Genomic DNA, 14,622 nt, shown 5'->3' with positions numbered 1-14,622 from the left:
TTTAATTTCTTCAAAGTCGTACATCTATCACTTGCCCTGTATAGTTAGACAATAAAGTCTGAATACACCTTAAAGCAACCATTTCGGGTTTAAGTAAAGTATCTTCTGGCTCATTACCAAAATTTTTTACTCTCATTGGTGTTTGTGTACGCTCTGGATTCATACAGTTTACTTTGATGCCCAAAGTTTCCCATTCTTGTGAAATTCCTTGCACAAAATTAACCGTAGCAGCTTTACAAGAAGAATAAATACTGTAAAATGCTCTACCTCTTGTATACGAACTTGAAGTAAAGAACAAAATATGCCCTTTTGATTCTTTTAAGTAAGGCAATGAAGCAAGTGCAATATTAACCATTCCAGTATAATTAACATTTATTGAATCTAAAATATTTTGGTACTCCATCGTCTCCAATGGTTCTTTATGCAATATACCTGCTGAATTAATAATAAAATCAATTTTACGTTCTATTTCAAACACATTTCCTAAAGCTTTCTTAACCGAATCTATATTAGAAACATTAACATCATTTTCGCTTCGGGAAAAACTATAAACACGAATTCCGTTTTGCTTTCCTAAATTTACAATGCTTTTTCCTATCCCATAAGCCCCCCCGAAAACAACCATAACCTTATCCGACAAAGCTTCTATCGATAATTTTATGTCTTGAATTTCAACCGAACGTAATTGAAATAACTTATCTAGTAAATAAGTATCTTCGGGATAAGTTAGTTTCATATTAACCTCTTCTCCATTTACTACATAGATATCTTCTCCAGGTAAATATTTTTTAACGACTCCACAATCATCCGTTGCTTTAAAATTTTCATCTTTCAGCGCCAATTCATATGCTTTTGCAATAATATTTTGTCTAAATCCTTGAGGAGTTTGCCCTCTAAGCATTTTTATTCGCTCTGGAATAGCTCTTATAATATCATTTTCGACCTCAATAATTGTATCCGAAGAATTAATAGCAACATCAACAGCATTATAATTATCCATTGCTTTTACAACATCGTCAATAATTCTTTGACTAACCAAAGGACGAGCAGCATCATGAAAAATCAAATTAGCATCTTTAAACTCATGATACGCATTAACTGCTGTAAGACTAGAATGATATCGTTCCTTACCCCCAATTAAAACACGTTTAACTTTTTTCCATTCGTTTTTAATAATAATATCCTCTATCATAAAAAGATAATGATTATTAATCACAATAGCGATTTCATCAATTAATCCATTCTTTTCAAATGCATCAATAGCATGCTCAATAACCATCTTTCCTGCAACTTTAAAAAACTGTTTAGGCAAAGATCTCTCTAACCTAATCCCTATTCCTCCCGCTAAAATGACAGCTATATTCATTTATTCTTTTTTAAATAAAAAACCTTAATAATCTCTAAAAATAGATTATATAACAATTTGATTTTCAATATAATTCATTATATTTTGAGATGCAATTAAATTGTTCTTTTGTATTAAATTATTCTGTACAAAATCATTACGTTTTTCTTTCATCCAATCATTTCCACTTAACACAACATTCTCAATAAAATCGATTAATTGTTTCTTACTTCTCGATTGATAATGCGCTGCAACAGCCATTTCTCCGAACTCACTCCACAGACTCATAACAGACTCATTTCTAACCATAAAAAGAGATGGTTTTCCCGTAATGAGATATTCTGCCATAAAGGAACCACAATCATGAATCAGCGCATCTGATGTTAAAAAAAGATCTATATAGTCTGAACCTTCAAACTGACCATTATCTAAATTTATCCATTTATTATAATAGGCATCTGTTTTTTCTTTTCCCCAATTTAAATCATTCTCTAATTTAGCCCTTAATAATGGATGTGGCTTAAACGCTATTTGCAATTTGTCTTTATAAATAACAGCCAATTCTAAAAACACATCAAAGTATTCTAAAAAATTTGAAACTTTATTTAATTCATGCATCGAATGATGTGGCGCCCATATTACTTTCTTTAAAATTGAATTCTTATTTTTCCAAACCTCATAATTGGGTGTTTTATTAATTAAAAGCTGATCAAATCCAGGATATCCAGTTACAACATTATTCTTTGCTTTATTTCTTTGCTTTTGAATAGCTATCTTTTTATGAATGGGAGTTTCTGAAAAAATTCGCCAGACAAGATTATGAAATTTTAAATTATAAAAAGCTTCATAATTGGTAGTCATAATAGCATAAGGTACGTAACAGGTTAAAGTATTTGGAAACATTTTTATATAATATCTATAATCTACTAAACCGTCATATGGATTGGTAAAAAAAATAATATCAGGTGAAAATTCTTTTTTTATATCCAGATATTCCCCTGTAGCATTATCATAGGTTTTAATAATATCATATCCTTTATTTTTAAATGCTTCAAAAGATTTATTCATTTCGATAAGCATGTTTTCCTCACCAAAGTTTACAACAGGGCAAACAAATATTTGGGGTTCAAATCTGGGATGCTGTAACATTAAATCAAATAATACTTCATATTTCCAAACAGACTCATGAATTAAAAAAAAAGCAACTTTTACTTTTTCTTTTTGTCTAACAATTTGAAGTGCTTTTTGATGTTTTTTAGGTGCTTCTTTAATTAAATACAAATTATAAAGATCCCTTAAATGTGTAAAATTATAAATCTTAATAAACGAAATCCATATTTTTTCTGGTACATATCGTTTAATACTTAATTTAAGTTCATGTCTTTTTGTAAAATCCATTTAATATTGGTTTAAAATATCAACTATATGACTTACTTCTACATCCGTTAAAACAGAACTCATTGGCAAACTTAAAACTTCGTTATGTATTTTTTCAGTAATCGGAAAAGATAAACTATTCCATTGTGGGAAGGCCTTTTGCTGATGTGGCGGAACAGGATAATGAATCATCGTTTGGATACCATTCTCTAATAAATAAGCCTGTAAATCATTCCTGTTTTGAGTTCGAATAACGAATAAATGAAATACATGATTATTTGAAAAATCCCAAAATGGTAATACTACTTTTTTGTTTTTTATTTCAACTAAATATCTTTTTGCAATATCTCTTCGTTGCTCATTTTCAGCATCTAAATTTGGTAATTTCACATTCAGAAACGCAGCTTGCAATTCGTCTAATCTCGAATTTACACCGACAAAATCATTATAATATTTTACTTCTGAACCATAATTTCGAAGCGAAAATAAAATTTTAGCCAATTCAGTATCATCCGTTGTAATTGCTCCACCATCACCCAAAGCACCTAAATTTTTTCCTGGATAAAAACTATATGCTTGTGCATTCCTACTTTTGACTTTTGACTTTTGACTTTTGTCTAATAAAGCACCGTGAGATTGTGCTGCGTCTTCAACAACTAAAAGATTATTTACATTGGCAACCTCATTTACAGCATCCATTTCTGCCAATTGTCCGTATAGATGAACTACTAAAATTGCTTTAGTTTTTGGTGTAATTTTACTCTGGATTAAATCTGGATTAAGATTATACGTTTCTAACTTTGGTTCAACCAAAACAGGAACTAAATCAGCTTGTAAAACAGCTAAAATACTCGCTATATATGTATTTGCCGGAACAATAACTTCATCCCCTCTTTGTAATTTCCCTAACTGAATATAGCCTTTAAAAATTAACGTTAAAGCATCCAGACCATTTCCTACTCCTATACAATATTTTGCACCACAATACGCTGCGAATGATGTCTCAAATGCTTTGACTTCTTTCCCCAAAATATACCAGCCATTATCCAAAACTACTTCCATTTTTTCCTGAAATACTTTTTTGTATGGCTCGTTTATTTTTTTTAAATCTAAAAAAGAAATCATAATAAGACGTTATTTAATAATCTGTAATTTATTGTTTCTACTTCATAAAAATCATGAACTATTGTACTCGCACCAAAACTTTCTTTCCAATATGACAATCCTTCATTTAGCTTTTTCCCTTGTTCCTCATTAGATATTCCAAAATCAAAAAATTGTTTTTCGTTAAATACTTTCTTTATCAAAAACTCAAACAAAAAGTCCAAGCTTCCTAAATTATCCTGATTTTCATTTTTAGAAATATACTGGCAATGTGCTACATTCTTACTTTCAAAAACTGATGTTCCTGCTACTATTTTATCATTCTGATACACATTAAACTGACGAATATTATCTGGAAAAATACTTTTTAGATAATTTATCTCTTCTAAAGTATGAACTGGGCTTGCTTTATGTTTCTTATCTAAATTAGGAATTAGAATTTCATTCCAAAATCCTTCAAAAGAATCTTCTTCTTTAATTATTAATTCATTAAAAATAGCTTTTTGAATACCTCTTTTTCTGATTTTAGATATTTTATTTTCTTGAGATAAATCTAAAACAGAAAGCGAATCTCGACGAACCAATTTAGCTTCTGCTAAAAATAAAGCATATTGAGTTTCTTCCGCAGGTTTTAAATGATAAATAGATGGAAGAGTCTTTAGATGTAATTTTGCAATAACATTCTCGTTTAAAAAAATCAAAATCCTTTTAAAAATTTCAATAATCGAAACAAGTTTTATTTTTTTACTATAAACCAATCCTCCATAAGTCAATCCTTGATGAGAATAAACAACATCATTGACTCTATTTGCAGGGAAAACCGAAACTAATTTTTCATTTTCATAAACTAATAAAGAGAAATCTTTAAATCGGTCTTTATGATATTCCATAAAATCACGATGAAACAAGAAAGTAGCATTTTTGGCTTGACTGATAAAGTCATTCCACTTTTCATAATCTGTTTCCTGATATAATTTTACAGTGTAATTTTTCACAATTTGTTATTGGAATTCATTAGAGAAATCATTTAGCGTTTATGTTCTAGAGCTGGTAAATACCATTTGTATTTTACCGCCATTAATCGAACTAAAATAATAACAACACAAGTTACAAGATATAAGATATCATCATTAAGATTTAATTTTTTTAATACAAAAAAAACAATTCCACCCAGAATACAAATTGTTGCATAAATTTCTCTTCTAAAAATTACAGGAATTTCATTACATAAAATATCACGAGTAACACCTCCAAAACAAGCTGTCATAGTACCTAATGCAATACAAATTATAGGATGTAAACCCGTAAGTATTCCTCTTTCTAACCCAATTAATGTAAAAACGCCTAAGCCTATGGTATCAAATAAGAACAAAGAAGTTCTTAATTTATCAAACTTTTTTCTAAAAATAACAGATAGAATAAACCCTAAAATAATAACGTAAACATATTTTAAATCAAGCATCCATCCCACAGGTGTTCTACCAATTAAAACATCACGTACCGTTCCCCCACCTACCGCAGTCACAAAGGCAATTATAAAAACTCCAAACGGATCAAGTCTTTTATTCATTGCTGTCAACGCGCCAGACATAGCAAATGCCATTGTTCCAATGATATCTAATAAGCTAAACATTTATATGTTTTTAAAATGAAAATAAAATCTACAATTCTGACAAAAATAAAGAAATACTCTTTATAAACAGATGCCAACTGCAATTAATAAATTTATTGATTTTCTAAAAAATAGTATTGAATTTAAAATTTAAAAATTCTTATTACCTTAGCCACTTACAAACTCAGCACATTTTCCCTTGAAACAAATTACCTCGATACAAAATCTATTTATAAAATCATTAGTGTTATTGCAAGAAAAAGCAAAAATACGTAAACAAACGGGAACGTTTTTAATTGAAGGAAAACGTGAAATTCTATTAGCTACAAAGGGGGATTATGAAATAGAAACGATTTTATTTTTACCCGAATTAATTTCTGAAAACGAGATCAATAAACTAACTGGCAAACAAGTTAATTTAATCGAAATCAATAAAGAAGTCTATCAAAAATTAGCTTATCGCGATACCACCGAAGGTATTTTGGCTATAGCCAAAACCAAATCATTGCAATTATCAGATTTAAAACTATCTGATAATCCATTGATTCTTGTTGCTGAAGCTCCAGAAAAACCTGGAAATATTGGTGCGTTATTACGTACTGCTGATGCAGCAAATTTAAATGCAGTAATTATCGCCAATCCTAAAAGCGATTTGTACAATCCAAATATTGTTCGCTCTAGCGTAGGCTGCTTATTTACAAACCAAATTGCAACAGGGACAACTACTGAAATCATTTCTTTTTTAAAAGAAAATAAAATTAATTTTTACTGCGCTACACTTCAAAACTCAACTTCTTACCACACACAGGACTTTACTACTCCAACAGCATTAGTTGTAGGTACCGAAGCTACAGGGTTAACTCAAGAATGGAGAGATGCAGCAACTCAAAATATCATCATCCCCATGGAAGGTGAAATAGACAGCATGAATGTTTCGGTTGCAGCAGCTATATTAATTTTTGAAGCAAAAAGACAACGAGGTTTTAATCAATTATAAAATTTAAAACATGAACTATAAATTATCGCTTTTAGCACTACTATTCGGTTTCTCAGTTTCTGCACAAATCACCAATAAAGAGGTTGATGCATTGGTAGAAAATACGTTAAAAACATTTAATGTTCCCGGAATTGCTGTTGCCATTATTAAAGATGGAAAAATCGTTCAGGCTCAAGGTTATGGTGTAAAATCGATCATTACTAAAGAAAAAGTAGATGCCAATACGTTATTCGGAATCGCTTCAAACAGTAAAGCTTTTACTAGTGCAGCCTTGGCCATCTTAGTTGATGAAGGCAAAATCAAATGGGATGATAAGGTGATAAAATACCTTCCAAATTTTAAAATGTATAATGAATATGTAACTCAAGAATTTACGATTCGTGATTTATTAACTCATCGCAGCGGGCTAGGTCTTGGAGCGGGAGATTTAATGATCTGGCCTGATGGAAGTGATTTTACAGTACAGGATATTACCCAAAACTTACAATATTTAAAACCTGTTTCGGGTTTTAGAACCAAATATGATTACGATAATTTATTATATATAATTGCTGGTGAAATCGTTCATGTTGTCAGCGGAAAAAGCTGGGGAGATTTCATAGAAGAACGCATCATGAAACCATTAGAAATGAATCATAGTGCAGCTTCATTTTTACGCCTAAAAGACTCAACCAATATCATTGCACCACATGTACCTATAGATGGGAAACTAAAAGTAATCACCAGATATAAAAATCAACTATTTGATGCTGCTGCAGGTATTTATTCTAGCGTAAACGACTTAAGTAAATGGGCCATTATGCAAATGAATAACGGTAAATATGGCCCTGAAAACAAACAATTATTTTCAGAAAAAGAACATGACGAAATGTGGCAACTACAAACCATAATTCCAGTAAAACCTAGAACTCCATATAATACTCATTTTAGCGGATATGGCTTAGGATGGTTTTTGAGTGATGTGAAAGGAAACAAACAAGTTAGCCACACAGGTGGGCTAGAAGGAATTGTCACTCAGGTGACTTTAATTCCTGAACTAAAATTAGGAATTATAGTCTTAACAAATCAACAATCTGGTGCAGCATTTACTGCTATTACCAATACTATAAAAGATAGTTATTTAGGAATTAAATCTGAAGATTACGTTGCATTATACAGCAATCGTATGAAAGCTAATGTAGAAACAGCAGATAAAGTAACTGATGAAGTCTGGGCTGTTGTAGCAAAAAGCAAGAAAGACAAAGTAAAAACTGATTTCACCAAAATTACTGGAACTTACAAAGACAATTGGTTTGGAGATGTAACGATAACTGAAAAAAAGGGAAAAGTATATTTTGCATCAAAACGTTCTCCTCAATTGGTAGGTGAAGTATTCTTTTACAAAGATGGAAATTATGTGGTAAAATGGGATAATGCTTATTTTCATGCCGATGCCCATTTATTTTTTAAATATGACTCTAACGGAAAAGCTACTAATTTAAAGATGCAAGCAATCTCTGAACTAACCGATTTTAGTTACGATTTTCAAGACTTGGATTTCAGTAAAGTTCAGTAAATTTAGTCCATCCAAAAAGAGCATAAATACAAAGAAACAAAAGATAAAAAAAGAAAATGTACTTAGAGATTTTAATAGCTCTTTATTTTAATTCTTTATAAGACAAGCCTATTTAAATCTTTAAAATTCAAGTAACAAAACATAACAAACTAAAAATCAAAACACTATTTCGTAATAGTGTTTTTTTTATGCTTAAAAAAAAATATTTTTTTAAACATTTTATTCTATTTTCAATATTTAAAACACTTCCATTCCCTTGTGTATATTGAAACTTATTCTTATTTTTAGGGGATTGAACTAGGTGTACTTATGACAGAGATAGATATTGAAAAAGAGAATAAAGCAATCGCACAGGAATACAAAGAATTGCTTCGAATTAGTTACCAGACTTTAAGTCCAACAGACAAAAAATTAATTCGAAAAGCTTTTGATGTTGCTGTTGATGCTCATAAAGAACAAAGACGAAAATCAGGTGAAGCTTATATCTTCCATCCTATTGCTGTTGCAAAAATCGTTGCTTCCGAAATTGGATTGGGGGCAACCTCAATTGCTGCTGCCTTATTGCATGATGTTGTCGAAGACACACCTCTGACAGTTCAGGACATTGAGCGTTTATTTAATCCAAAAGTAGCACAACTTGTAGAGGGATTAACCAAAATTTCGATGGTGCAAAGAGATTTAAATGCATCAATGCAAGCGGAAAATTTCCGTAAAATGATCCTTACTTTAAATGATGATGTTCGTGTAATTTTGATAAAATTAGCCGATCGTTTGCATAATATGCAAACTATGGATTCAATGGCTGAGTACAAACAAACAAAAATTGCATCGGAAACTTTATACATTTATGCGCCTCTTGCTCACCGATTGGGATTGTATAACATCAAAACTAAACTCGAAGACTTAGGATTAAAATATACTGAACCAGAAGTTTATAATGACATCGTAAGTAAAATTCGAGAAACCAAAGAAGAACAAGACGCTTATATCAAAGATATATCGGATGTACTGAAAAAATCATTGGATGAAGAAGGAGTAGAATACATGATAAAAGGGCGCCCGAAATCTATTTATTCCATTAGAAGAAAAATGCGTGCACAAAACGTAAGCTTCGATGAAGTTTATGATAAGTTCGCCATTCGAATAGTATACAAATCCAATCCTCATGACGAAAAGTTTCTAGCTTGGAAAATATATTCTATCGTTACCGACCATTACCGACCAAGCCCAAGTCGATTGCGAGATTGGATTTCATCACCAAAATCTACTGGTTATGAAGCTTTACACATAACCGTTATGGGCCCAAAAGGACGCTGGATCGAAGTACAGGTCCGAAGCGAGCGTATGGACGAAATTGCGGAAAAAGGATATGCGGCACATTATAAATATAAAAATGGAGCCACAGAAGAAAGCGGCCTTGATGTTTGGCTAAACCTACTTCGTGAAGCTTTAGAAAACTCAGAAACAAATGCAGTAGATTTTGTTGAAGATTTTAAAATGAATTTATATTCTAAAGAAATCTTTGTATTTACGCCAAAAGGCGAAATAAAATCACTTCCAAAAGGAGCAACTTCATTAGATTTTGCTTTTAGCATTCACTCCGAAATAGGAATAAAAACTCGTGGAACACGTGTAAATGGACGATTAGTACCGCTTAATTACGAATTAAAAAGTGGAGATCAGGTTGAAGTTATTACTTCTCAAAACCAAAAGCCAACCATAAACTGGCTAGATTACGTAACCACATCCCGAGCAAAAACCAAAATTAAAAACGTATTAAACGAAAATACCAAAAAGATTGCCGAGGAAGGAAAAGAATTACTTACTCGTAAACTAAAACACTTAAAAATAACTATCAACGAGCAAGTTATAAACGAGTTAGTTAATTTCTTCAAACTCAAAACAAGTTTGGATTTATTTTACAGAGTGGGAGTTGGCGCAATCGAGAACCAACAATTAAAAGACTATGCTGCTCAAAAAAGCAACACGTTTATCAATTTCTTCAAAAACAAGATAAAACGCAACAATAGTACTACAGCCGATACAGATATTCATAAACCTGTAATTAGCAGCAATTATGATATGTTGGTTTTTGGAACAGAACATGATAAACTTGATTATAAACTATCCCCATGCTGTAATCCAATTCCTGGTGATGATGTTTTTGGTTTTGTAACAATAAACGAAGGAATAAAAGTTCACAAAAAAGACTGTCCAAATGCCATCGGTATGCAATCAAACTATGCTTACCGAATTATGACAGCCAAATGGATTGACTCGTCGCAAGAAGAATTCAAAGCTATTATAAATATTACTGGAATGGACGTTTTAGGACTCACCAACCAATTAACTAAAGTTATTTCTAATAACATGAACGTAAACATTCAAAGTATCTCATTAAGTACTGATGCAGGTATTTTTCATGGTCAGATTGCGGTCATCGTAAGAAACAACTCTATACTAAAGAAGATGATCAACAATATTAAAAAAATTGATGGTGTTGAGAAAGTAACCAGAGAATACAGAACCTAAGTCCCTGAATTTTTAAGATTAAACATTTGAACGTGAAACTTTAAACAGGAAACTTTTATTCATTTAAAATAATAAATTATCTTTGCAGGATATGACACTCATTTCAACTGACAACAACAAAAATCAAGAAATTGTAAAAAATGTTTTTACATTATATCTTGAGCAAAAAGGCCACCGTAAAACCCCTGAGCGTTATGCTATACTTCAGGAAATATACGATAGCGAAGAACATTTTGATATTGAAAACTTGTATATCAAAATGAAAAACAAAAATTATCGTGTAAGTAGAGCTACTCTATACAATACGATAGAGTTATTATTAGATTGTGCTTTAGTTCGTAAACATCAATTTGGGCAAAATCAAGCCTATTACGAGAAATCGTATTTTGATAAACAACACGATCATATTATTATGACTGATTCTGGTGAAGTAATCGAATTTTGCGATCCTAGAATCCAAACCATAAAAAAAACAATCGAAGAAATATTTGATATCGAAATCACGAATCATTCATTATATTTTTACGGAAACAAAAAACAAAAATAGGCAATCAATAAAAAGATTGCTCTCAAAATATTTAAATAAAATAGACAACTAATTAATCTGAGCAGGTAGCAAAAAAACTACCTCTACAATTAAAATTAAAAACAGAATGACCGTAGATTTATTACTAGGATTACAATGGGGAGATGAAGGTAAAGGAAAAATTGTAGACGTTCTTACCTCGAATTATGACATTATTGCTCGTTTTCAAGGTGGACCAAATGCAGGACACACTTTAGAGTTCGACGGAATAAAGCATGTTTTAGAAACAATTCCTTCAGGGATTTTTCACGAGAAATCTATTAATATTATTGGTAATGGAGTTGTAATTGACCCTGTGGTTTTTCAAAAAGAAATTGAAGGTTTAGAGAAATTTAATTTAGACATCAAAAGCAAATTAATTATATCTAGAAAAGCACATTTAATTTTACCAACGCACCGCTTACTTGATGCAGCTTCTGAAGCTTCAAAAGGGAAAGCAAAAATTGGTTCTACTTTAAAAGGTATTGGGCCAACTTATATGGACAAAACAGGTAGAAATGGTTTACGTGTTGGCGATATTGAATTAGAAGACTTCAAAGAACGTTATAGAGCACTAGCAGACAAACATGAAGCTATGATTGCTTTTTATGATGTTGCCATTCAATACAACTTAGCAGAACTTGAAAAAGAGTTTTTTGAAGCTATCGAAGAATTAAAAAAATTAGATTTTATCGATAGTGAAGAGTATATGCACCAAGCTCAAAAAGCAGGTAAATCTATTTTATGTGAAGGTGCTCAGGGATCTTTATTAGATGTAGATTTTGGAACATATCCTTTTGTAACATCATCTAACACTACTGCAGCTGGAGCGTGTACTGGTTTAGGAATTGCACCAAACAAAATCAAAGAAGTTTACGGAATTTTTAAAGCATATGTAACTCGTGTAGGAAGCGGTCCTTTTCCAACTGAACTTTTTGACGAAGTTGGAGCTACAATGGCAAAAATCGGAAACGAATTTGGTTCAGTAACAGGAAGACAAAGACGTTGCGGATGGCTAGACTTAGTAGCATTAAAATATGCAATTCAAGTAAACGGTGTTACACAATTAATGATGATGAAAGGTGATGTCCTTTCAGGATTTGAAACTTTAAAAGTGTGTACTGAATATAAATACAAAGGAAAAAACATTTCTCACTTCCCTTATAATATCGAACCAGAAAATGTAACTCCAGTTTATAAAGAATTCAAAGGATGGCAAGCAGATTTAACAGGAATGACAACTTATGAAGAGTTACCAGTTGAATTAAAAGAATATATCGAGTTTATCGAGGCAGCTGTTGAAGTACCTATAAAAATTGTTTCTGTAGGTCCAGACAGAAAACAAACGATACTTAAATAAAAATAAAAAACGCTCTGGATTTCAGAGCGTTTTTTTTGCCAAAAAAATTGATCCATGAGCAATCCTAAAATAAAAATAACAGAAACTAAACTGTTATCTGATAATTGGTACATATTAAACAAAGTAACTTTTGACTATCAAAAGAATAATAAAGCAACAGAAACTCACACCCGAGAAGTATACGATCGAGGAAATGGAGCTGCAATTTTACTTTATAATTCCAAAAAGAAAACAGTAGTCCTTACCAGACAGTTTCGCATGCCTACTTATCTTAACGGTAATGATTCTGGAATGATGATTGAAGTTTGTGCTGGACTATTAGACAAAGACAATCCCAAAGAATGCATTATCAGAGAAACTGAAGAAGAAACAGGATATCGTTTAAAAAATGTAGATAAAGTAATTGAAACTTACATGTCACCAGGATCTGTAACCGAAATTTTATATTTATTTACAGGAGAATATGACCAAAGCATGAAAGTTAGTGAAGGTGGAGGGCTTGATAGCGAAAATGAAAATATCGAAGTACTTGAAATACCTTTTGATGAAGCATACAATATGATTGCAACTGGCGAAATAAAAGATGCTAAAAGCATTTTATTATTACAACATGCTAAAATAAAAGGGCTCGTTTAAAACATAAAAAAGGCGCAAGAAAAAATCTTACGCCTTTTGTTTTATATGAAAACTTCTAAATTATCTTGAATAATTTGGAGCTTCTTTTGTAATAGTTACGTTATGAGGGTGACTCTCTGTAATTCCGCTAGAAGTAATTCTAACAAAACGTCCTGACTCTTGCAAAGTAGGAATATCTTTTGAACCACAATATCCCATTCCTGCACGAAGTCCACCAATGAATTGAAGCATACTTTCGTTTAATTCCCCTTTGTAAGGAACACGACCTACAATTCCTTCTGGAACTAGTTTTTTAACATCATCCTCAACATCTTGGAAATAACGGTCTTTTGAACCACCTTGCATCGCCTCTACCGAACCCATTCCGCGGTAAGATTTGAATTTTCTTCCTTCAAAAATAATAGTTTCACCTGGAGATTCTTTTGTACCTGCTAATAATGATCCTAACATTACACAATCTGCTCCAGCAGCAATTGCTTTAGGAATATCTCCTGTATAACGTATTCCTCCATCAGCAATTACTGGCACACCAGTTCCTTTTATAGCTGCAGCAACTTCTAAAACTGCTGAAAATTGAGGAAAACCAACACCTGCTACAATACGAGTTGTACAAATTGAACCTGGTCCAATACCAACTTTTACTCCATCGGCACCGTTTTCTACTAAATATATAGCCGCTTCAGGAGTTGCTATATTACCTACGATAACATCAATTCCTGGAAATTTACTTTTTACTTCTTTCAATACATTTACAACACCTTCTGTATGTCCGTGTGCTGTATCAATAATAATAGCATCTACACCAGCAGCAACTAATGCAGCAGCTCTATCAACAGCATCGCCAGTTACTCCAATTGCAGCTGCAACACGCAAACGCCCATAAACATCTTTATTTGCAATTGGTTTTTGTGTAAGTTTTGTAATATCTCTAAAAGTAATTAACCCAACTAATTCATAGTTTGCATTAACAACTGGTAATTTTTCTATTTTATGTCCTTGTAAAACTACTTCGGCTTGTTCTAACGAAGTTCCTTCAGCTACAGTTACCAAGTTTTGACTTGTCATAACTTCAACAATTGGTCTTGTTCCATTTTTTTCAAAACGTAGGTCACGATTGGTAACAATTCCTTTTAGAATTCTATTTTCATCAACAATTGGGATTCCACCAATTCCGAATTCTTTCATTGCCATTTTAGCATCAGCTATTGTAGAAGTTAATGGCAAAGTAACTGGATCGATTATCATTCCAGATTCAGCACGTTTTACTTTACGTACTTTGGCTGCTTGCTGCTCGATAGTCATATTTTTATGTAAAACACCTATCCCTCCTTCTTGTGCCATAGCAATTGCCATTGCACTTTCGGTAACAGTATCCATAGCTGCAGATACAATTGGAACGTTTAATGTTATGTTTCGAGAAAATTTTGATTTGATACTCACTTCGCGAGGAAGCACATTCGAGTAGTTAGGTACTAATAATACATCGTCGTAAGTTAAACCTTCGCCAATAATCTTGGAGTTGTGTGCTTTCATGGTGCA

General features: G+C 31.9%; 12 protein-coding genes. 6 read left to right on the top strand and 6 right to left on the bottom strand.

Annotated elements, in window-relative coordinates:
• Positions 1-10: 10 nt before the first annotated feature.
• From AC1RYN_RS09415 to AC1RYN_RS09395, 5 genes are read right to left on the bottom strand one after another with little or no spacing between them, the layout of a single operon-like run.
• Positions 11-1,366, bottom strand: coding sequence for an SDR family NAD(P)-dependent oxidoreductase (locus tag AC1RYN_RS09415; protein WP_481806768.1), 1,356 nt, complete (start codon positions 1,364-1,366; stop codon positions 11-13).
• 45 nt (positions 1,367-1,411) lie between these two features.
• Entirely contained in the window at positions 1,412-2,743 is a 1,332-nt protein-coding gene (locus tag AC1RYN_RS09410) for a CDP-glycerol glycerophosphotransferase family protein (RefSeq protein ID WP_481806767.1), read from the bottom strand.
• Positions 2,744-3,847 carry a DegT/DnrJ/EryC1/StrS family aminotransferase gene (locus tag AC1RYN_RS09405; RefSeq protein WP_481806766.1) on the bottom strand — a complete coding sequence of 368 codons (1,104 nt, stop codon included), beginning with the start codon at positions 3,845-3,847 and terminating at the stop codon, positions 2,744-2,746.
• A complete protein-coding gene (locus tag AC1RYN_RS09400) occupies positions 3,844-4,821 on the bottom strand; it encodes a GNAT family N-acetyltransferase (protein ID WP_481806765.1) in 978 nt (325 codons plus the stop codon). Before AC1RYN_RS09400 ends, AC1RYN_RS09405 begins: the two co-directional genes overlap by 4 nt.
• A gap of 32 nt (positions 4,822-4,853) precedes the next feature.
• A complete protein-coding gene (locus tag AC1RYN_RS09395; RefSeq protein ID WP_481806764.1) occupies positions 4,854-5,459 on the bottom strand; it encodes a trimeric intracellular cation channel family protein in 606 nt (201 codons plus the stop codon).
• A 178-nt stretch (positions 5,460-5,637) separates the two neighbouring features.
• Between AC1RYN_RS09395 and AC1RYN_RS09390 the strand changes: the two genes are divergently transcribed.
• From AC1RYN_RS09390 to nudK, 6 genes are all read left to right on the top strand, one after another.
• Positions 5,638-6,435 carry a TrmH family RNA methyltransferase gene (locus tag AC1RYN_RS09390; protein WP_481806763.1) on the top strand — a complete coding sequence of 266 codons (798 nt, stop codon included), beginning with the start codon at positions 5,638-5,640 and terminating at the stop codon, positions 6,433-6,435.
• Positions 6,436-6,445: 10 nt separating this feature from the next.
• Positions 6,446-7,990, top strand: a complete 1,545-nt coding sequence (locus AC1RYN_RS09385) for a serine hydrolase (RefSeq protein WP_481806762.1) — start codon at positions 6,446-6,448, stop codon at positions 7,988-7,990.
• Positions 7,991-8,299: 309 nt separating this feature from the next.
• Positions 8,300-10,522: a RelA/SpoT family protein gene (locus AC1RYN_RS09380; protein ID WP_481806761.1), complete on the top strand. Its 2,223-nt coding sequence runs from the start codon at positions 8,300-8,302 to the stop codon at positions 10,520-10,522.
• 91 nt (positions 10,523-10,613) lie between these two features.
• Positions 10,614-11,069, top strand: coding sequence for a Fur family transcriptional regulator (locus AC1RYN_RS09375; RefSeq protein ID WP_035618963.1), 456 nt, complete (start codon positions 10,614-10,616; stop codon positions 11,067-11,069).
• A 106-nt stretch (positions 11,070-11,175) separates the two neighbouring features.
• The gene (locus AC1RYN_RS09370; protein WP_481806760.1) at positions 11,176-12,447 is read left to right on the top strand and encodes an adenylosuccinate synthase; all 1,272 of its coding nucleotides are present in this window, start codon (positions 11,176-11,178) and stop codon (positions 12,445-12,447) included.
• Between the two features lie 54 nt (positions 12,448-12,501).
• The gene (gene nudK, locus AC1RYN_RS09365; protein WP_481806759.1) at positions 12,502-13,083 is read left to right on the top strand and encodes a GDP-mannose pyrophosphatase NudK; all 582 of its coding nucleotides are present in this window, start codon (positions 12,502-12,504) and stop codon (positions 13,081-13,083) included.
• Between the two features lie 60 nt (positions 13,084-13,143).
• Here nudK and guaB read toward each other — a convergent pair whose 3' ends face one another.
• A complete protein-coding gene (guaB, locus tag AC1RYN_RS09360) occupies positions 13,144-14,616 on the bottom strand; it encodes an IMP dehydrogenase (RefSeq protein WP_481806758.1) in 1,473 nt (490 codons plus the stop codon).
• Positions 14,617-14,622: the final 6 nt, after the last annotated feature.

It is taken from the genome of Flavobacterium sp. TC780, from assembly GCF_056783245.1.
This window is presented reverse-complemented; position numbering and strand designations above follow the sequence as displayed.

Bases quoted from the DNA above. Each gene is read 5' to 3' on its own strand.
- AC1RYN_RS09370 (WP_481806760.1), top strand. From the start codon at position 11,176: ATGACCGTAGATTTATTACTAGGATTACAATGGGGAGATGAAGGTAAA.
- AC1RYN_RS09385 (WP_481806762.1), top strand. From the start codon at position 6,446: ATGAACTATAAATTATCGCTTTTAGCACTACTATTCGGTTTCTCAGTT.
- guaB (WP_481806758.1), bottom strand. From the start codon at position 14,616: ATGAAAGCACACAACTCCAAGATTATTGGCGAAGGTTTAACTTACGAC.
- AC1RYN_RS09415 (WP_481806768.1), bottom strand. From the start codon at position 1,366: ATGAATATAGCTGTCATTTTAGCGGGAGGAATAGGGATTAGGTTAGAG.
- nudK (WP_481806759.1), top strand. From the start codon at position 12,502: ATGAGCAATCCTAAAATAAAAATAACAGAAACTAAACTGTTATCTGAT.
- AC1RYN_RS09395 (WP_481806764.1), bottom strand. From the start codon at position 5,459: ATGTTTAGCTTATTAGATATCATTGGAACAATGGCATTTGCTATGTCT.
- AC1RYN_RS09375 (WP_035618963.1), top strand. From the start codon at position 10,614: ATGACACTCATTTCAACTGACAACAACAAAAATCAAGAAATTGTAAAA.
- AC1RYN_RS09405 (WP_481806766.1), bottom strand. From the start codon at position 3,847: ATGATTTCTTTTTTAGATTTAAAAAAAATAAACGAGCCATACAAAAAA.
- AC1RYN_RS09380 (WP_481806761.1), top strand. From the start codon at position 8,300: ATGACAGAGATAGATATTGAAAAAGAGAATAAAGCAATCGCACAGGAA.
- AC1RYN_RS09410 (WP_481806767.1), bottom strand. From the start codon at position 2,743: ATGGATTTTACAAAAAGACATGAACTTAAATTAAGTATTAAACGATAT.